Raw genomic sequence first — 19,581 nt, 5'->3', positions numbered from 1 at the left:
GTTCGCCGAACGGGTGCTATTGCTCAACTCTCGCCTCCTCCTGTGCCGGGCCGGCGCCTTCAGCCATTGCCGCCATCACGGCATCCTCCGTTGCCGCCTCGCGCTGCAGTTCGGCAACGCTCTTGCCCTCGCGCAGCACGAAGACGCGATCGGCGCCTTCGATTACTTCCTCCAGCTCCGAGGAGATCATGAGCACCGCAAGGCCCTGGTCGGCGAGCGATTTGATCAATGTCTGGATCTCGCCCTTGGCGCCGATGTCGATCCCGCGCGTCGGCTCGTCGAGGATGAGCAGGCGGGGGTTCATGGCAAGCCAGCGCGCCAGCAGTACCTTCTGCTGGTTGCCGCCCGAAAGTTCGCGGATCTTCTGGTCGGGGCCGGAGCATTTGATGCCGAGCTGCGCGATGAAGCGCTCGACGATCGCGCGCTGCGCCTTCTCGTCGATGATGCCGGACCTGTTCAGTTTCGGCATCAGCGCCAGCATCATGTTCTCCGCGACGCTCATCTCCGGCACGATGCCTTCGCTTTTCCGGTCCTCGGTGCAGAAGCCCATGCCGGCGGCGATTGCCTCGCCGGGATTGCGCGGCGAATAGTCCTGGCCCTCGAATTTCATTGCGCCGTTGCGCGGCCGGTCGACGCCGAATACCAGCCGGGCGGTCTCGGTCCGGCCGGCGCCGAGCAGTCCGGCAAAGCCGGCGATTTCTCCGCTGCGAATGTCGAAGGACACGTCCTGGACCGATTGATCGACGGCCATGTTGCGTGCCGACAGCAGCTCTGCGCCGATCTTCTTCGGGTCGCGGCTGGTGAAGGCGGTGGCGTGGCCGGCATTCTTCTCGATCGAGCGGCCAAGCATCGAAGATACGAGATCGATGCGGTCGATCTCCTGCATGGCCGCCGTCTTGACGGTTCGGCCGTCGCGCATGATCGTGACGCGGTCACAGACGGCGTATAGCTCGTCGATCTTGTGGCTGACGAAGACGACCGAAACGCCGTCCTGCTTCAATTGGCGGATCACTTCGAAAAGCACCGCGACTTCGCGCTCGTCCAGCGACGATGTCGGCTCGTCCATGATGACGAGCTTGGCGGAAAAACCGATGGCGCGCGCGATGGCGACGAGCTGCTGCGTTGCCGTGTTGAATTCCATCAGCGGGCGGCGCACGTCGAGATCAAGGTTGAAGCGCTCCAGCAGGCTTTCTGCTTCGGCGTGCATGCGCTTCCAGTCCAGCAGGCCGAAGCGGCGCGCTTCACGGCCAAGGCAGATGTTCTCGGTCACCGAGCGATAGGGAACGAGGTTGATTTCCTGGTAGATCGTGCTGATGCCGCTCGCCTGCGCATGGTGCGGCGAGGTCGCCTCGAACGGCGCGCCGTCGAAGACGATCTCGCCGGCATCGCGCTTGTGGTAGCCGGTCAACACCTTGATCAGCGTGGATTTCCCGGCGCCGTTCTGGCCGATCAAGGCGTGCACCTCGCCGGGCGCGACCTCGAAAGTTGCGCTGGAAAGCGCCGGTATTCCCGCAAAGCGCTTGTCGATATGCGTCATGGACAGGAGAGGGGACATGGCTATCTCCGGAGACATGAGGGCTGCGCCAGGCGGCGGGCCCGGCCATTATCGGACAATGGCCGGTTCCCGATGCTCGATCAATAGGCGGTGCTCAAGAGTTCCTTGGCGTTCTTGTCGTCGTAGAACTGGTCCGGATTGATGATCTTTTCCGGAATTGTCTCGCCATTGGCATAGGCGACCGCCGTGTCGAAAGCCTTCGGTCCGAAGCGCGGATTGCACTCGACGACCGCTGCGATCTTGCCGTCGACCACGGCCTGAACGGCTTCCTTGCCGCCGTCGATCGACAGGACCAGGATGTCCTTGCCTGGTACCTTGCCGGCTGCCTCGATGGCCGAGATCGCGCCGATCGCCATCTCGTCATTATGGGCGTAGATCACATTGGCGTCGGGATGGGCCTGAAGCAGGGTTTCCGCCACCTGGCGGCCCTTGTCGCGGGCGAAATCGCCGCTCTGCGATGCGACGATGCTGAATTGCGGGTTCTTGGCGACCACGTCGTCGAAGCCCTTCTTGCGATCATTGGCCGGTGAGGAACCCGTGGTGCCCTCGAGCTCGATGATCTTGGTCTTGTCCTTGCCGTTGGCGATCAGCCATTCGGCAACGCGCTGGCCTTCCTCGACGAAATTGGAGCCGATGAAGGTCACATAATCCTCACCCGGCTTGGCCAGCGAAGGATCGACGCTGCGATCGAGAAGAATGACCGGGATTCCCGCATTCTTCGCGGCCTTGATGGCCGGAATGAGCGGTTTTTCTTCGCGCGGAGCGAGGAAGATGAGATCGACGCCCTGCGCGATCATCGAATTGACGTCTGCGACCTGCTTGGCGGCCGAGCCGGCGGCGTCCGTATAGACGAGCTGCCAGCCGCGCTTCTTCGCCTCTTCCTGCATGCTCGCGGTCTGGGCAAGCCTCCAGGGATTGTTGCTCTCGGTCTGCGCGAAGCCGACCTTGTAGGTCTCCTTCTTCTCCAGCGGCGGCGATGCGGCAATGGCGCCTCCGGCGGCCATGGCTGCAATGCCAAGGGCCGACGCGAGAAGGATTGAGCGGCGGGTAATGTTCATTGAAATTTCCTCCCAGAAATTTGCGTTTTTGACCAACGCTGTGGTGATCCCACCTGGCGATCATGTTCATTTATAAAAATTAGTCAATAATAATTTATGTTGATTAGTAGCGTTGACTGCACCTAATATTCGCCGTCTATGACTGATCAGCCTCAATCCGGGAAACCCGTGCCAATGAACGAGATAGTGGACCCTCCCGCTGGGAAATCGGCGTCCGCTGGACCGGCGGCGCGCCGCAAGCGCACGAGCAAGCGCGTCACCATGACGGATATCGCCCGCCTGGCCGGCTGTTCGCAGGCGACGGTTTCCTTCGTGCTCAACAAGACGCCGGGCATAAAGCTCGCGGCGGAGACGCGCGAGCGGGTGATCGAGGCGGCGAGGAGCCTCGGCTATGCTGCCCCGAGCTTTGCCCATCTGGATGGATCCATTGCTCCGGCTCCAGCTATCGACGGCAAGATCGGCTTCATCGTCGACCAGTTGGCGACGAGCCCGGAGGCGGTGGTCGCGATCGAGGGCGCGCGGCAGGCGTCGTGGAACGCCGGCAACATCATTCTCGTCGCGCAGACGCTCAACGATCCGGAAATGGAGCCGCGTACCATCCAGGCCTTGCAGGAGCAGGGCATATCGGCGCTGATCTACATGGCGATCTTCACGCGCGAAGTGGTGCTGCCGCAGGCTATATATGATCTCGACATTCCGGTGATCCTGCTCAATTGCTACACGGCCGATCACGCCTTTCCGGCGGTCGTTCCAAGCGAGATCGCCGGCGGCCAGCATTCGACGCGGCATCTCATCCAACATGGCCACCGGCGGATCGGGACGATCACGGGCGAACCCTGGATGGAGGCCGCGCAGGACCGGCTCAAGGGCTACCGCCGCGCCTTGGCCACGGCGGATATCCCATTCGATCCCGCGCTGGTCATCGAGGGCGACTGGTCGGCCAGCGCCGGCTATGACGCGACCAAGAAGCTACTGGCCCTGCAGGAGCGGCCGACAGCAATCTTCTGCCAGAACGACCGCACGGCGATTGGCTGCTATGAGGCGCTGAAAGAGGCGGGAATGGTCATTCCCGACGACATTTCCGTCATCGGCTATGATGACGAGGAAATCTCCCGCCATTTGCATCCCCAGTTGACCACATCGGTGCTGCCGCACCGCGCCATGGGTCGCTGGGCCATCGAACAGCTCGACGTGACGCATGGGGCGCGGCCCGAGCGCCATCCGATCACCAAGCTGGAATGCCCGCTGGTCGAGCGCCATTCGGTGGCGGCCTGCAGGGAGCATTCCGCCGCGGGCGCAGATCACTTCACATAGGCGGAGCGATCGATATTGTGCCGCTGCAGCTTGTCGTAGAACGTCTTGCGCGGGATGCCCAGCGCTTCGATGGTGGAGCGGACGTCGCCATCATGGGCCTCGAGAGCATCGCGAATAAGCTTGGCCTCGAAACGCTCCATGGCTTGCGGCAGGCTAGCCTCTAGGCTCCTCTCCCGGGCCGGTTCGCTCTCCTTTATTCCAAGCGCCGTCCGTTCGGCGAAATGCGCAAGCTCGCGCACATTGCCCGGCCAGTCATGCTCCAGCAGTCGCGCCCGCAGGGTTGCCGTCAGTTCCACCGGCTCGGTGCCGAACCTGGCCGAGGCGCGGCGTGCGAAATGCGCGAACAGCAGCAGGATATCGTCGCGCCGCTCCCGCAGGGGCGGAATGGAAATCGTAACGACGTTCAGGCGGTAATAGAGGTCCTCGCGAAAGCTGCTGCGCTGTTCGGGGCTGCCGAGATCGACTTTCGCCGCAGCTACGACGCGCAGGTCCACGGCACGCTGCTCATTGGTGCCGAGCGGGGCGATTTCCCGCGTTTCGAGAACCCGCAGCAGCTTGACCTGGGTCGAGAGGGGCATGCTCTCTATCTCGTCGAGGAAGAGCGTGCCGCCGCTGGCATATTCGATACGGCCGATGCGCTTCTTCTGCGCACCGGTGAAAGCGCCGGCCTCATGCCCGAACAATTCGCTCTCGATGACCGTTTCAGGCAGCGCGCCGCAATTCAGCGCGACGAAGTTTCCCTCTTTCCTCCGGCTCCACTGATGCAGGAGCCCGGCAACCACTTCCTTGCCCGTGCCGGTCTCTCCCGCAATGAGTACGTCCACATCGGCATTCGCCACCTGCCGCAGCGTCTTGCGCAGGTTCTCCATCACCGGGGTCTGCCCGATCAGCGGCAGGCTCTCCTCCGAGCTTTCCGCCGCCAGCCGCAATTGCCTGTTTTCGAGCACCAGCGCTCGCTTGTCGAGCGCGCGGCGAATGCTCTGCACCAGCCGCTCCGCCGGATAGGGCTTGGCAATGAAATCATAGGCGCCTTCATGAATGGCGGATACGGCCATCTCGATATCGCCATGGCCGGTGATGAGCAGCACCGGCAGGCCGTCATCCATCTCCCGCAGCCGCCGCGCGAATTCGAGCCCGTCGACATGCGGCATGCGCACATCCGTCACCACCACGCCGGCAAAGTCCGGTGACAGATGCTGCAGGGCGCTCATCGCATCGGCGAAGGGGATGACAGTGAAGCCGGCGAGTTCGAGGGTCTGGCTGTTGGCCCTGCGCAGATCATCATCATCATCGACAAAAACCACGTGATTAACGCTCATTTCAGCCTGCCTTGCGCAAATAGATGGTGAATTTTGTGCCGTTGGAGCCGGTTTCCACCTCGATCCGACCGCCATATTCGGCGACGATGTCGTGGCAGATGACGAGGCCCAGTCCGAGCCCGCGATCCTTCGACGTGTTGAACGGTGTGAACAGCGCTTCCATGATATGGGCGGGGATACCGGGACCATTGTCGGAGACGATCAGTTCCACCTGCTCGCCGGCATCGGCGTAGCGGACGCTGATCTGGCTCGACGGTCCGCCCTCGGTCGCTTCCAGGGCGTTCTGCAGCAGGTTGATCAGCACCTGCTCCAGCCTGATCCTGTTGCCGTGAACCTTCAGGTCGGGCGCAGGCACTTTGGTGAGGATCTGGCCCGCCCGCTGCCGGAAGCGGCTGCCAAGCAGCAGCAGCGCGCCCTCGATGATCTCCGCAACGGCGACCGGACCGGCGTCGCCCGTGCCCTTGCGCGAAAAGGTTCGCAACTCGTCGGTGATCGAACCGATGCGCTCGGTAAGACCGGCGATCGCCGCAAGATTGTCCTTCAGCGGATCGAACTTGTTGCGGGCGAGCAGGGTGGCGGCATTGTCGGCATAGGAGCGGATCGCAGCGACAGGCTGGTTGATCTCATGGGCGACACCGGCCGTCACCTGCCCGAGTATGGCGAGGCGGTTGGCCTGGACCAGCTCCAGCTGCACGGTCTGCAGCTTGGTTTCCGCCTTCTGGCGCTCCTCGGCCTCGGAGAGGAGTTCGGAATGCGCCTTGCTGAGGTCCGCAGTGCGCTCGGCGACGCGCCGTTCCAGTTCGAGGCGCGATTGTTCCTGCTCCTGCGCCCGTCGCAGCGCGAGGTTGCGCCTGCGCAGGAAGAAGCCGGTGATGCCCACCAGCGGCGCGAGGAAAAGCAGAGCGAGCAATTGCGCGGTCCTGACGGATTCGGCAATTGTCGCGGCGGCCGGCGTCAGCAATTGCAGGGTCCAGTTCGTCGTCGGCACGGCTGCGGTGACACGCAGGAACGAACCGTCTTTCTCCATGTCCGGAAGGCGCGCCCTGACGAGATCCGGCTGTTGATCCCGCAGGGCCAAGGGCCTGATCGCGAGCGGCTCCAGTGATGCGTCGCCAAACTGCAGGCTTTCGCGGATCGGGCCGATCTGTTCGCGGGCAATTGGCGCCGCGGCCATGAACCGCCATTCCGGGGAACTGGTGATGAGCACGATGCCACGGCCATCCACGACGAATGACGGGTCGCTGTTTCGCCGCCAGTCGGCTTCGAGCTCATCGAACTCCACCTTGACGACGACGACCCCGAGCACGCCGTCCGGTCCCTCCATCCGCCGCGAGATATAAAGGCCTGGACGCTTGCTGATCGTCCCGAGTGCATAATGTTCGGCGCTGCCGGTCTCCATCGCCCGCGTATAATAGGGGCGGAAACTATAGGAGACGCCGACGAAGCTGTCGGGCTGGTTCCAGTTGCTGGCGGACAAAGACAGGCCAGCCGCATCGAGCAGATAGATCACCGAGGCCCGGGTGCCGGGCAGCAGGCCCTCGAATTTCTCGTTCAGCCCCTGCAGCAGCGCCGGGTCCCTGGAGCGAAGTGCCGTGATCACATCGCGATCCTGCGACAGCACGAAGGGCAGCGAGCGCTGCTTTTCCAGAACCGTGCGCAGGAGGACAGCATTCAGCTCGGCGGCATTCGTCGCTCTTGCCTCGAGAATGTCATAGGCCCGTCGGCGCCCATATCCATCGGCAACGAAAAGCGCACCGGCCACAAGCAGGAGCACCGCGAGCACGAAGATTATCCCGGCAAGCCCGTTGTTCCTGCGGCCGCCTGCAGCTTCTGTCGTCATGGCGCCATTGTGCATCAATCCGCACGACAATCAAATTCTTTGTGCGGTTTTTCGCACATTTTGCAGTATTCGGTAGGGTCTCGAAAAACTTTATCCCGTAAATTCAATATCTTATGGCTTTCCAGCCTCTGTTGGCACGGCATTTGCTGAAGGAGTGGCAGGGCAGGCTTGACCGCCCTTGAACGTAGGAGCCTGGGAGGTTGCCGTCTGGTTGGCAACGAGGCTCGCATCATGGAGGAAGTCATGAGTCCAGTAACACTCAATGCAGCACCCCTGCCGCAGCCTGCCAAGAAGACACCACTTTACGCCCATCTTTACTTCCAGGTCATCGTCGCCATCGTCATCGGCATAGGGCTTGGCCATTACTATCCTGAAATCGGCACCAGCATGAAGCCGCTCGGCGATGCCTTCATCAAGCTGGTCAAGATGATCATCGCACCCGTCATCTTCCTCACCGTCTCGACCGGCATCGCCGGCATGAGCGATCTCAAGAAGGTCGGCCGCGTTGCCGGCAAGGCGATGATCTACTTCCTGACCTTTTCGACGCTGGCCCTCATCGTCGGGCTCATCGTCGCCAATGTCGTTCATCCGGGCAGCGGAATGAACATCGATCCGGCCACGCTCGATCCGAAAGCCGTCGCGACCTATACGCAGCAGGCGCATGAGCAGAGCATCGTCGGCTTCCTGACCAACATCATACCGACAACGATCGTCGGCGCCTTCGCATCCGGTGACATTTTGCAGGTGCTCTTCTTCTCGGTCCTGTTCGGCCTGTCGCTTGCGATGGTCGGCGAAAAGGCCGAACCCGTCACCAACTTCCTGCAGACCTTGTCGGCCCCGATCTTCAAGCTTGTCGCCATCCTGATGAAGGCCGCACCGATCGGTGCCTTCGGCGCTATGGCGTTCACGATCGGCAAATACGGGATCGGCTCGGTCGCCAATCTCATCATGCTGATCGGCACGTTCTACCTGACCTCGCTGCTTTTCGTGCTGGTCGTCCTCGGCGCCGTCGCCTGGTACAACGGTTTCTCCATCCTCGCGCTCATCCGCTACATCAAGGAAGAACTGCTGCTCGTCCTCGGCACGAGTTCTTCTGAAGCGGCTTTGCCGACGCTCATGGCCAAGATGGAAAAGGCCGGCTGCAAGAAATCGGTCGTCGGCCTGGTCATTCCCACCGGCTATTCCTTCAACCTTGACGGCACCAATATCTACATGACCCTGGCAGCGCTCTTCATCGCGCAGGCAACCAATATCGATCTGAGCCTTTCAGACCAGATACTGCTGTTGCTCGTCGCCATGCTGAGCTCCAAGGGCGCCGCCGGCATTACCGGTGCGGGCTTCATCACCCTTGCCGCGACGCTCTCGGTCGTGCCCGCCGTTCCGGTCGCCGGCATGGCGCTCATCCTCGGCATCGACCGCTTCATGTCGGAATGCCGCGCGCTTACCAATCTCGTCGGCAATGCGGTCGCGACCATCGTCGTGGCGCGCTGGGAAGGCGAGCTGGACACCGTCAAGCTGCAGCAGGCCATGAATGGCGGTATCGACGAGGAAGACGTATTAGCAGTTGCCAGCTGACCCTCCAGTCAAATGCAGGCAGAGCGGGGGCACCAGCCCCCGCTTTTTTGTTTTCATGGATCAGGACGCGCGTGCCCGCTGGTGCCATAGGCGTGCATAATCGCTGAAATCGACATCGAGCGGCGTCGCCATCACCCCGCCATCGGAGGATGGCGCCTGTGCACCGGCGAGGATCGCCGCGCCCAGGCTGGTGCCGGTGGACCCCGGCCAGGCAATCACGTCGCGTCCGGTCGATGTTCGCAAGGCCGACAGGTAGACGCCGTTGCGCGCGAACGGCCCCTCGACGATCGTTATCCCCGCACCGCCGATCAGCTGAAGACATGTCTGCGTCATCAGAGCCGCATAGAGCGAGGCGACGACCACCCGTTCCTCGGGGTCGAGCGAGGCAAGATCGGGCACTGCGGCATGCGTCTGCGGAAAGGGTCCGGAGCCGGCGACAAGGGCAGGCAGGATCATATGCCTGTTCTCGATGACGCGCGCGATGGTGGCCGCATCCGGTTCCGTCGCGGCATTGCCGCGACATGCAATGTCGAACTCCCGTCCGCCCATGAAGCGGGCCGAGGGTACCGGATTGCCGTGGGCGTCGATATTGATCAGCGTGTCGCGCAGCGGATCGAGCGTGGCGATCTGGCCGCCCGCTGCAAAACACACGACCCAGGTGCCGGTCGATATGACCGAGAATGGTGCTTCGCGGCTGACGAGATGCGGAAGGAGCGAAGCATTGGAATCATGGATGCCGCAATAGACCGGCACCGGCGCGGGCAGGCCGAGCGTCTGAGTGAGTCCCGGCGTGAGCTTGCCGATGGGCTCGAAGGCGGGCTTGATCGGCGCGAGAAGTCCGCCAATGCCGAGCCTGCCGACGAGGCTGGAGAAACCGCCCTGATGTGGGTTCCAGAGATCGGTATGGCAACCAAGCGACGTCAGTTCGTTGACGGCGATGCCGGTCAGCCGCCACGTCCAATATTGCGCATAGGTGACGATCTTTCGCACCTTGGCGAAATCGGCCGGGAAACACGTCTTCTGATAGTGCAACTGCGCCCCGACGTTCAGCCCCCCGGGCAGGCGGGGCGAGCCCGTTTCGGCGAAATCGGGACGGATCGCGTCATATTCCGCCTGCACCGTTTCAGGATAGATGAATTCATAATCGATGACCGGCATCGCCAGTCCGTCAGCGCCGAGCAATGCTGCTGCGGCGCCGTGCGCGGTGACGGATATGGCGTCGAAGCTGGGTTCCTTGGCGAATGAACGCAGCGCCTCGATGAAGAACTGCCACAGCGCATCGACATCATGATGGGGATAGGGCCCACTGTCGATAACGCGGTTGGCGGTGTTGCGTGCGGCGACCTCCTTGCCGGAGCGAGCATCGACGATCACCAGCTTGGCGTTGGTCTTGCCGACATCGAGGACGGCGATGTTCCCCGGAGCGTTCATGGCAGGTGGAAAAGGCAGGCGAGTTCGGTTTGCACGGGCGAATTGTCAGGGTTCGTCCGCATGATGTCCGCCATATGCTCCCACCATTTCCTCATGACGGGGTGGCTCGGAAGCGCCTCCATGCCATGGCCGTCGTGGCGCGTCAGGACACCGAACAGCGTACCGGTCGCCCGGTCGAGATGGATGGAATAATCGCTGATGCCGGCGTCGTGTAGGAGATCGACAAGCTCCGGCCAGATCGCATCATGCCTGCGCCTGTATTCCTCTTCCATGCCCGGGTTGAGCTGCATGGTGAAGGCGTATCGTTCCGTCCGGATCATGCCGTGGCCCTTTGCCTGATCTGGCGGATGAGGATCGGCAGCGTGATCGTGACGATCAGCAGCAGGCCGATGAAGATGGACATGACGATGCCGGGGACATTGAGCAGGCCGAGGCCGAAGGTGACAAGACCCATGACGAAGGCTGCTATGACGACCCCGCCGATGCGGCCGGAACCGCCGAGGATCGATATGCCGCCAAGCACGACCATGGTCACGATTTCAAGTTCCCAGCCCTGCGCTATCGATGGTCGCGTCGAGCCGAGGCGCGAGGTGAGGCAGATGGCGGCGATGCCCGACATCAGGCCCGTCAACAGGAACAGGATGAACTTGATGCGTTCGACGCGGATGCCGGAGAACCGCGCGGCGAATTCATTGTTGCCTATGGCATAGATGCGCCGCCCGAAATTCGTCGCATGCAGGAGGATCGCAAAACCGATCGCAAAGACGACGAACAGGGCGAATTCGAACGAAATGACCCAAAAGACATAGCCCTGGCCGAAATAGGCGAAGGAATCCGGATAGCCGCCATAGGCCTTGTCGCCGAGAACGATATAGGCGATGCCGCGAAACAGGCTCATCGTGCCGATGGTGACGACAATCGACGGCAGCCGCAATACCGAAACGAGCGTACCGTTGACGATGCCGCAGCCAAGGCCGACGCCGATGCCGATCATGACGAGGCCGAAGCTGCCGACGCCCGCCTGTGCCGCGGCTCCCATGGCCGTGGAAGCCAGCGCGATGATCGCGGCGACCGAGAGATCGATTTCACCGGCAATGATCAGCAGCGCCATGGCGAAGGCGACCAGCGCCTTCTCCGTGAAGTTGAAGGTCGCATCGGACAGGTTCCAGGCATTGAGAAAATAGGGCGAGGCAAATGCGTTGGCGATGAATATCAGGATCGCAACGCCCAGAAGCAGCATCTCCCAGCTTCCGAGCAATCGCGCCGTCGATGTGCCGAGCCGGTCGGGGATGTTCCGCTTTTCCTGCATGGTGCTCATGTTACTCCCTCGATCTGCTCGGATGCACCACGATCGCGCAGGATGATGCGGCCGCGGCGGCGCTCCTGCCTGGCATTGAAGACGACCGCGGCGATGATGACCGCACCCGATATGGCCATCTGCGAGAATGGCGAGATGTTGATGACGGGCAAGGCGTTCTTGATGACGCCGAGAAACAGCGAGCCGAGCACTGCCCCGGCGACCGATCCGATGCCGCCAAGGGTCGAGATGCCGCCGATGACGCAGGCGGCGACGCTGTCGAGCTCGAAGCCGGCGGCGATGTCCACATAGGCGACGGCATAGCGCGAGACCCAGAGATAGCCGCACAGTCCTGCCAGGGTGCCCGAGATGGTGAAGGCAAGGAAGCGCGTGCGGCCGACATCGATCCCCGCATAGACGGCGGCGGCGGGATTGCCGCCGGAAGCATATATGGCGCGGCCGAGCAATGTCCGGGACATGACAAGATACATCGCCGCGACGATCAGGATTGCGGTCCAGCCGAGGAGTGGCAGGCCGAGAAAGATCTGGCGCGGCGTCTGGAGGAAGGGTTCCGTCATCTGGTGGGCATTCACCCATCCGCCGCCGGAAAGGACGAAGGCCATGCCGCGGTAGATGGTCAATGTTCCGAGCGTGACGACGATGGAGGGGATGTTGAGCTTCCAGACGAGAATGCCGTTTAACGCCCCGAGTACCGCGCCGATGCCGAGCGCAGCGGCCAGGATCACGATCAGGGGTAGTCCCGGATAGGCGGCGTTCAGCATTGCCACTGCCATGCCGGTGAAGGCGACGTTCGCCGCCACGGAAAGATCGATCGACTTGGTCAATATGACCGCCATCTGGCCCAGCGCAAGGATGATAAGGATCGAAGTGTCGTTGAAGATGTTCGACAGATTGGCGGGACGGGCGAAGCCCGGCGAGCGCGTGGAGAACGCCGCAAGCAGAACGGCGATGATGACGACCAGCAGGATTTCACGGTAGCGGAGCAGATATTTGATCATGGCTGGATACCCGCATTGCCGGTTGCGGCCCGGACCAGCGCTTCAGGGTTGAGCCCGTCCCGTTCGAATATGCCGGCGGAGAGCCCTTCGCGCATGACCATGACGCGATCCGACATGCCGACGATTTCGGGTAGTTCCGATGATACCATGATGATGCTGAGCCCCTCGCTGGCGAGTTCGCTGATGAAGGCATGCACGGCAGCCTTCGACCCGATGTCGATGCCCTTGGTCGGTTCGTCCAGGATGAGTATCTTCGGCTGCGTGGCGAGCCATTTGCCGATGACGACCTTCTGCTGATTGCCGCCGGACAGCGTTCCGACCGGGACGGACAGCGCCGCGGCACGCAGGTCGAAGCGCTCGGCATATTTGCGGGCGAGGGCGAATTCCTCGGCGGCGCGCAGGAAGCCCGAGCGCGAGGTGCGGCTCAGCGAAGGCAGCGAGATGTTCTGGTAGATCGGCAATTGCAGTACGGCGCCATGGCGGCCGCGCTCTTCCGGTACGTAGACGATGCCGGCCCCGATGGCGTCGCCGGGAGAGCGGATGGCGATCTCGCGGCCTTCCAGCACCAGCCGGCCCGCCGAAGGTCGCGTGATGCCGAACAGCGACTGGCATATTTCCGAACGTCCCGCGCCGACGAGCCCGTAAATGCCGAATATTTCGCCCTTGCGCAGGGCAAAGGATATGTTCCTGAACTCGGTCGGATGCGTATAGGCTTCCACCGAAAGCACCGTCTCGCCCAATCGGACCTCCGCCTTCGGGAAGGCATGGGCGATGGAGCGCCCGACCATCAGGCGGACGATCTCATCCTGGCTCACGCCGGCCAGCTCGCCGCTGCCAACGGCCCGGCCATCCCTGAATACGGCATAATGATCGGCGATTTCATAGACTTCATCGAATTTGTGGCTGATGAAGAGGATCGCCTTGCCCTGTCTCTTCAGACGCTGGACGATCTGGAACAGGTCATCGACTTCCTTGCGCGACAAGGCGGCCGTCGGCTCGTCCATGATGACGATGCGGGCATCGACCGACAGGGCGCGCGCGATCGCGACGAGATGCCGTTGCGCGATCGACAGGTCCTTCAGGCGAATGCGGGGGTCGATGTTGCTTTCCAGCGAATGGAGCAGCGCCAGTGCGCGTGCATTGACCGCCTTCCAGTCGACGAAGCCAAGGCGCGTTCTCGGCGCGTGGCCAAGGAAGATGTTCTCGGCGACCGACAATTCGTCGAACAGCACCGTTTCCTGGTGAATGGCGGTCACGCCGGCATCGATGGCGTCCTGGGCATTGGCGAAATGCACCGGCGCGCCGTCGACCAGGATCTCGCCGGCATCGGCCGCGTAGATGCCGGTCAAGATCTTGACCAGCGTCGATTTTCCTGCGCCGTTCTCGCCGATCAGGGCAGTGACCTTGCCGGCGAAAAGCGCGATATCCACGCCGTCCAGCGCCATCACGCCGGGAAAGGACTTGGAGATGCCACGCATTTCAAGCAGCGGGACATCGGTAACTGGCTCGGGCTGGGCGGATTGGCTCATGAAACTACCGGAAAAAATGCCCGGCAGCGGACTGCCGGGCCCTGCACAATGTTCAGCGATCAGAATATTTTCGAGAACTCGTCGATGTTCTTCGCATCATAGACGAAGGGATCGGCCATCGCGGCTTCGCCATTGTCGCCGATCTTGATCTTGCCCATGCGGCCCGCAGCGATCTCGCTGCCCGGCGCGCCGTCGGTTTCCTCCTTCACCAGCCGATAGGCGATCTGCGTGGCGGAATAGCCGAGGTCGATCGGGTTCCAGATGGCGAATTCCTTGGTTGCGCCGGACTTGATGGCGCCCGCCATCTCGGAGGGCAGGCCGAGGCCGGTGACATAGACGTCGCCGATCTTCTTGGCATCGGCGACGGCCTGCGAGGCGGCAAGCACGCCGACCGTCGTCGGAGCGACGATCACCTTGACGTTCGGTTGCGAGGTCAAGAGGCCCTGCGCTTCGCGATAGCTCTTGTCGGCAAGATCGTCGCCATAGACGGTGGTCACGAGGTTGAGACCCGGAAAGCTCGGCAACTGCTTCTTCATCTCCTCGATCCAGGTGTTCTGGTTGGTCGAGGTCGTGGTTGCCGAGAGAATGGCGAAATCGCCCTTGCCGTCCGGCAGGTGATCCGCGGCGAGCTGCAGGCACATCTTGCCGATGAGCTCGTTCGACGAAGGGTTGAGGTGCACGACGCGGCCTTCCTTGCCGACGGCAGAATCCCACGAAATGACCTTGATGCCGCGCTGCATGGCCTTTTTCAGTACCGGCACGACCGCGTCCGGGTCGTTGGCGGAAATGGCGATCGCATTGACGTTCTGGGCGATCAGCGAATTGATGACCTCGATCTGCCCTTCGGCAGTCGTCGATGTCGGGCCCGTATAGATGACCTCGACATCGCCGAGTTCCTTGGCTGCCTCCTGCGCGCCCTTGTTCGCAGCTTCGAAGAAGCCGTTTCCAAGCGATTTCGCCACAAGGCCGATCTTCACCGTCTCTGCCGCATAGGCTTGCGACGCCACCATGGCGACCGCGAATGCCGACCCCAATATCAGTTGTTTCAATCGTTTCATGTCATCCTCCCAAAGATTGACTGTCTTACCCGGTCACATCGGCAGCTAGGCTACCGATGCGGAGTTTCTGGATTTGTCCTGTACTTTCGCCACGATCAGCTTGACGCCCGCCTCCTCTACCAACCTGCGGTCGGCCTCGGCGATGCCATCATCCGTGATGATGGTGGAGACCCGCTGGAGTGGGCAGAGTATCAGGCTGGAACGCCGCTGGAACTTGGTCGAGTCGACCAGGAGAACGAGTTCGTCCGCCTGGTTGATCAGTTTCTGCTCGCCCTGGATGATCAGGGCGTCGGATTCCATCACTCCGAACGAACCGACGCCCTGCGCGCCCATGAACATGCGCTTTCCATAGAAATTGCGCGTCACGTCATTGTCGAACGGCGACAGGATGATGCTCTGCTCACGGTAGATCGCCCCGCCCGGAATCGTCACCGAGCTTTTCGAGTTCTTCACCAGATGCTCTGCGATGGCGAAGGAATTGGTCATGATCTGCAGGCGGCGCGATGCGAGGAAATGCACCATCTGGAATGTCGTGGTGCCGCCATTGATGATGATGGCATCGCCTTCGTCGCAAAGGGCGACGGCCTCGCGGGCGATGGCGCGCTTCTTGTCGGCATTTTCGGATTCGGAGACATGGAAATGCCGTCCGGCGAGGGGGGCTAGCTGTAACGGATGCACCGCCTCGGCACCGCCACGCACGCGGCGCAACTTGCCCTGCACATGAAGCGCGGCGATGTCGCGGCGGATCGTTGCTTCCGACGCTTCCGTCAGTTCCGCAATGTCCTGGACCGTGATGACCGGCTTTTCCTGAACGGCGCTCAGGATAATGCGGTGGCGTTCGCGCTCGTGCATGCAAATGCTCCTCCTGGCCGTATTTAATGCGCATAATCAGGATTGGTGTCAATCAACTTCAATCATATAATTTCATATTGCGCTGCAGCATGGAAGTTTATGATCGAACATGATTGTTTATGATTGACATCAAATTCCGATCTGCCCATAGCTAGGGAAACTCAGAAGGCCCGCGATGACGGCCTTGAATATATTTCCGGGAGGCGCAAATGGCAGACAAGGTAAAACTTCTTGATAATCGCTGGGACGATGCCAAGGCGGCCACCCTGGACGAGCCCGGCAAGCTCCTTTACCGGTCGAATCTTCTCGGTGCGGACAAGCGCATCACGAATTATGGCGGCGGCAATACCTCCGCCAAGGTAACGGAAACCGATCCGCTGACGGGCGAGCCCGTCGAGGTCCTCTGGGTGAAGGGCTCCGGCGGCGATGTCGGCACGATCAAGCTCGATGGCTTCGCCACGCTTTATCTCGACAAGCTGCATTCGTTGAAATCGATCTACAAGGGCGTCGAGGATGAGGACAGGATGGTCGGCTTCCTGCCGCATTGCACGTTCAACCTCAATTCCCGCGCTGCCTCGATCGACACGCCGCTTCATGGCTTCGTGCCCTTCAGGCATGTGGACCATATGCATCCCGACGCCATCATTGCGATCGCAGCCTCGAAGAACTCGCGCGAGTTGACCCGGCAGGTCTTCGGCGATGACATCGGCTGGCTGCCATGGCGTCGGCCCGGTTTCCAGCTCGGTCTCGATCTTGGCGCCTTCGTTGCCGCCAATCCGAACGCCAAAGGCGTGGTTCTGGAGAGCCACGGGCTCTTTACCTGGGCCGATGATGCCAGGGAATGCTATGAACTGACGCTCGATGTCATCAACAAGGCGATCGTCTGGTTCGAGGATCAGACGGCCGGAAAAGAGATATTCGGCGGCGCGGTTGGCGGCAGCCTCGATGCAAAGGCCCGGCGCGACGTCGCCGCGCGTTTGATGCCGGAAATCCGCGGGCGCATCGGACAGGCGGAGCGCAAGCTCGGCCATTTCGACGACCAGCCAGCCGTGCTCGAATTCGTGAATTCCCATGCGCTCCGCGACCTTGCCGCGCTCGGCACCAGCTGTCCCGACCATTTCCTGCGCACGAAGATCCGGCCGCTGGTGCTGGATTTCGACGCCGCCAATCCCGATGCGGACGCCGTCATTGCTGCGCTGGATCAGGCGCTCGAGGCCTACCGTGCCGACTATGCCCGCTATTATAATGCCTGCAGGCACGACAATTCGCCGCCCATGCGAGATCCGAATCCGGTCATTTTCCTCATACCCGGCGTCGGCATGTTGTCTTTCGCCAAGGACAAGGCGACGGCGCGGATCGCCGGCGAGTTCTACGTCAATGCCATCAACGTCATGCGCGGCGCCTCGACCGTATCGGAATATCAGGGCCTGCCGGAGCAGGAGGCGTTCGACATTGAATACTGGCTGCTCGAGGAGGCCAAGCTGCAGCGCATGCCGAAGCCGAAATCGCTTGCCGGCCGTGTCGCCTTCGTCACCGGCGGTGCCGGCGGCATAGGCCGCGCCACGGCCGAGAGGCTGTTGGGCGAGGGCGCCTGCGTCGTGCTTGCCGATATCGACGATGCCGCGCTAGCCGCCGCGCAAACCGACTTCGCCAAGCGCTTCACCGCCGACACGGTTCGCAGCGTCAAGCTCGACGTCACGGACGAGTCCGCCGTTGCTGCCGGTTTCGCCGAGGCGACCGTCGAGTTCGGTGGCATCGACATTCTTGTCTCCAATGCGGGCATCGCATCCGCCGCACCGATCGAGAGCACCGAATTGTCAGTCTGGTCCCGCAACATGGATATTCTCGCGACCGGCTATTTCCTCGTGTCGCGGGAAGCGTTCCGCCTGTTCCGGCGCCAGCGGTTGGGCGGCAATATCGTGTTCGTCGCCTCGAAGAATGGTCTCGCCGCCTCGCCGAACGCAAGCGCCTATTGCGCGGCCAAGGCTGCCGAGATTCATCTCGCCCGCTGTCTCGCGCTTGAAGGTGCGGAGGCCGGCATCCGGGTGAATACCGTCAATCCCGATGCTGTGCTGCGCGGTTCGAAAATCTGGAACGGCGAGTGGCGCGAGCAGCGCGCCGCGTCCTCCAATCTCCAGGTCGACGAACTCGAGGAGCATTATCGCAAACGCTCGATGCTGAAACTGAACGTGTTCCCGGAAGATATCGCCGAAGCGATCCATTTCCTCGCATCCGATGCTTCGTCCAAGTCCACGGGCAATATCATCAATGTCGATGCGGGCAACGCGCAGAGCTTTACACGCTAGGCCAGGGCTTACACGCTAAGATTGTCGGGGAGGATAGAATGGTTGAGCGGATAAGCGACGAGCTGATCGTTGAGGAAAACGGACGGCTGCAATCGGCGCAGAAAAGCGACTATGAGGCGCTCGGCGCTCAATTGGCGCGGCGCGGCATCGACATCGAGCAGATAACTGCGAAGGTTGCAGAGTTCTTCGTTGCGGTGCCTTCGTGGGGCGTCGGCACGGGAGGCACGCGCTTCGCGCGGTTTCCGGGTAGAGGCGAGCCTCGCGATATTTTCGACAAGCTGGACGATTGCGGCGTCATCCACCAGCTGACGAGGGCGACGCCCACGGTTTCGCTGCATATTCCCTGGGACAAGGCGGACGTGCAGAAGCTGAAGCAACGCGCCGAGGGATTGGGACTCGGCTTCGATGCCATGAACTCCAATACCTTCTCGGACGCGCCCGATCAGGCCCATTCCTATAAATATGGATCGCTGAGCCATGTCGATGCGGCGACGCGCAGCCAGGCGGTCGAACACAATCTTGAATGTATCGAGATCGGCAAGGCGCTAGGCTCGAAAGCGCTGACGGTGTGGATCGGTGACGGGTCCAACTTCCCCGGCCAGAGCAATTTCGCCAGGTCGTTCGAGCGCTATCTGGATTCCATGGCGCAGATCTACCAGGCGCTGCCGGATGATTGGCGGCTGTTCTCGGAACACAAGATGTTCGAACCGGCCTTTTACTCGACGGTGGTCCAGGACTGGGGTACCAACTATCTTATTGCGCAGACGCTCGGCCCCAAGGCGTTCTGCCTCGTCGACCTCGGTCATCATGCGCCCAATACCAACATTGAAATGATCGTTTCGCGGCTGATCCAGTTCGGCAAGCTCGGCGGCTTCCATTTCAACGATTCGAAATATGGCGATGACGATCTCGACGCCGGCTCCATCGATCCATACCGGCTGTTCCTGGTGTTCAACGAGCTCGTCGATGCGGAGCGGCGCGGCGCTGAGGGTTTCCAGCCGGCGCATATGATCGACCAGTCGCACAATGTGACCGATCCGATCGAAAGCCTCATCAGCAGCGCCAACGAGATTCGGCGGGCCTATGCCCAGGCCATGCTTGTGGACCGCGAGGCACTGGAGGGCTATCAGGACGACAATGATGCGCTGATGGCGGCGCAGGCACTGAAAATTGCCTACCGCACCGATGTCGAGCCCATACTGGCGGAAGCCCGCCTGCGTTCTGGTGGGGCCATCGACCCGATAGCCGCCTATCGCCGGAGCGGCTATCGCGCCAGTATCGGCAAGGAAAGGCCCGCCGCCATTGCCGGCGGTGGCGGCATCGTCTAGCCAAACCTCGCATCTCCCGGTTCATCAACGGCAAAGGCAGCGCCGCGCGCTGCCTTTTTGCATTGACATCCCATGCAGCTTTTGTTCTTATTCTACTATA

General features: G+C 61.8%; 15 protein-coding genes. 4 read left to right on the top strand and 11 right to left on the bottom strand.

All coding sequences use genetic code 11. The annotated features are described in order from the left end of the window. Positions 1–16: 16 nt before the first annotated feature. Both M8997_RS19535 and M8997_RS19530 read right to left on the bottom strand, forming a co-directional pair. Entirely contained in the window at positions 17–1,555 is a 1,539-nt protein-coding gene (locus M8997_RS19535; RefSeq protein WP_250019519.1) for a sugar ABC transporter ATP-binding protein, read from the bottom strand. 80 nt (positions 1,556–1,635) lie between these two features. After that, positions 1,636–2,613, bottom strand: a complete 978-nt coding sequence (locus M8997_RS19530; protein ID WP_250019520.1) for an ABC transporter substrate-binding protein — start codon at positions 2,611–2,613, stop codon at positions 1,636–1,638. A 174-nt stretch (positions 2,614–2,787) separates the two neighbouring features. On the opposite strand from M8997_RS19530, the gene M8997_RS19525 reads away from it, so the two are divergent. Further along, positions 2,788–3,927: a LacI family DNA-binding transcriptional regulator gene (locus M8997_RS19525; protein WP_323748379.1), complete on the top strand. Its 1,140-nt coding sequence runs from the start codon at positions 2,788–2,790 to the stop codon at positions 3,925–3,927. On the opposite strand, the gene M8997_RS19520 is transcribed toward M8997_RS19525, so the two are convergent. Both M8997_RS19520 and M8997_RS19515 read right to left on the bottom strand, forming a co-directional pair. Then, entirely contained in the window at positions 3,915–5,246 is a 1,332-nt protein-coding gene (locus M8997_RS19520; protein WP_250019521.1) for a sigma-54 dependent transcriptional regulator, read from the bottom strand. The two genes, M8997_RS19525 and M8997_RS19520, sit on opposite strands and share 13 nt — an antisense overlap. 1 nt (position 5,247) lies before the next feature. Then, the gene (locus M8997_RS19515) at positions 5,248–7,086 is read right to left on the bottom strand and encodes an ATP-binding protein (RefSeq protein ID WP_250019522.1); all 1,839 of its coding nucleotides are present in this window, start codon (positions 7,084–7,086) and stop codon (positions 5,248–5,250) included. Between the two features lie 243 nt (positions 7,087–7,329). Here M8997_RS19515 and M8997_RS19510 point away from each other — a divergent pair, with 243 nt between their 5' ends. Continuing rightward, positions 7,330–8,661 carry a dicarboxylate/amino acid:cation symporter gene (locus M8997_RS19510; protein WP_250019523.1) on the top strand — a complete coding sequence of 444 codons (1,332 nt, stop codon included), beginning with the start codon at positions 7,330–7,332 and terminating at the stop codon, positions 8,659–8,661. A 60-nt stretch (positions 8,662–8,721) separates the two neighbouring features. Here M8997_RS19510 and M8997_RS19505 read toward each other — a convergent pair whose 3' ends face one another. The 7 genes from M8997_RS19505 to M8997_RS19475 are packed head-to-tail and all read right to left on the bottom strand — an operon-like array spanning position 8,722 to position 15,847. Next, complete coding sequence (locus M8997_RS19505; RefSeq protein WP_250019524.1) at positions 8,722–10,092, bottom strand: FGGY-family carbohydrate kinase; 1,371 nt, start codon at positions 10,090–10,092, stop codon at positions 8,722–8,724. Then, the gene (rhaM, locus tag M8997_RS19500) at positions 10,089–10,409 is read right to left on the bottom strand and encodes an L-rhamnose mutarotase (RefSeq protein ID WP_250019594.1); all 321 of its coding nucleotides are present in this window, start codon (positions 10,407–10,409) and stop codon (positions 10,089–10,091) included. The genes M8997_RS19505 and rhaM overlap by 4 nt, the downstream gene beginning before the upstream one ends. Then, positions 10,409–11,410: an ABC transporter permease gene (locus M8997_RS19495; protein ID WP_250019525.1), complete on the bottom strand. Its 1,002-nt coding sequence runs from the start codon at positions 11,408–11,410 to the stop codon at positions 10,409–10,411. Before M8997_RS19495 ends, rhaM begins: the two co-directional genes overlap by 1 nt. Beyond that, a complete protein-coding gene (locus M8997_RS19490) occupies positions 11,407–12,405 on the bottom strand; it encodes an ABC transporter permease (RefSeq protein WP_250019595.1) in 999 nt (332 codons plus the stop codon). Before M8997_RS19490 ends, M8997_RS19495 begins: the two co-directional genes overlap by 4 nt. Beyond that, positions 12,405–13,937, bottom strand: coding sequence for a sugar ABC transporter ATP-binding protein (locus tag M8997_RS19485; protein ID WP_250019526.1), 1,533 nt, complete (start codon positions 13,935–13,937; stop codon positions 12,405–12,407). The genes M8997_RS19490 and M8997_RS19485 overlap by 1 nt, the downstream gene beginning before the upstream one ends. A gap of 59 nt (positions 13,938–13,996) precedes the next feature. After that, positions 13,997–14,995, bottom strand: coding sequence for a rhamnose ABC transporter substrate-binding protein (gene rhaS, locus M8997_RS19480; RefSeq protein WP_250019527.1), 999 nt, complete (start codon positions 14,993–14,995; stop codon positions 13,997–13,999). A gap of 45 nt (positions 14,996–15,040) precedes the next feature. Then, complete coding sequence (locus M8997_RS19475) at positions 15,041–15,847, bottom strand: DeoR/GlpR family DNA-binding transcription regulator (RefSeq protein WP_250019528.1); 807 nt, start codon at positions 15,845–15,847, stop codon at positions 15,041–15,043. A 209-nt stretch (positions 15,848–16,056) separates the two neighbouring features. Between M8997_RS19475 and M8997_RS19470 the strand changes: the two genes are divergently transcribed. After that, on the top strand, positions 16,057–18,153 hold the full coding sequence (locus M8997_RS19470) for a bifunctional rhamnulose-1-phosphate aldolase/short-chain dehydrogenase (protein ID WP_250019529.1): 2,097 nt from the start codon (positions 16,057–16,059) through the stop codon (positions 18,151–18,153). Between the two features lie 38 nt (positions 18,154–18,191). Further along, on the top strand, positions 18,192–19,481 hold the full coding sequence (rhaI, locus tag M8997_RS19465; protein ID WP_250019530.1) for an L-rhamnose catabolism isomerase: 1,290 nt from the start codon (positions 18,192–18,194) through the stop codon (positions 19,479–19,481). The last annotated feature ends 100 nt before the right edge of the window (positions 19,482–19,581 follow it).

It is taken from the genome of Phyllobacterium sp. 21LDTY02-6 (assembly GCF_023554255.2).
Taxonomy (GTDB): Bacteria; Pseudomonadota; Alphaproteobacteria; order Rhizobiales; family Rhizobiaceae; genus Phyllobacterium.
Note: the sequence above shows the minus strand (reverse complement) of the source record. Positions and strands in the feature narration are given on the sequence as shown.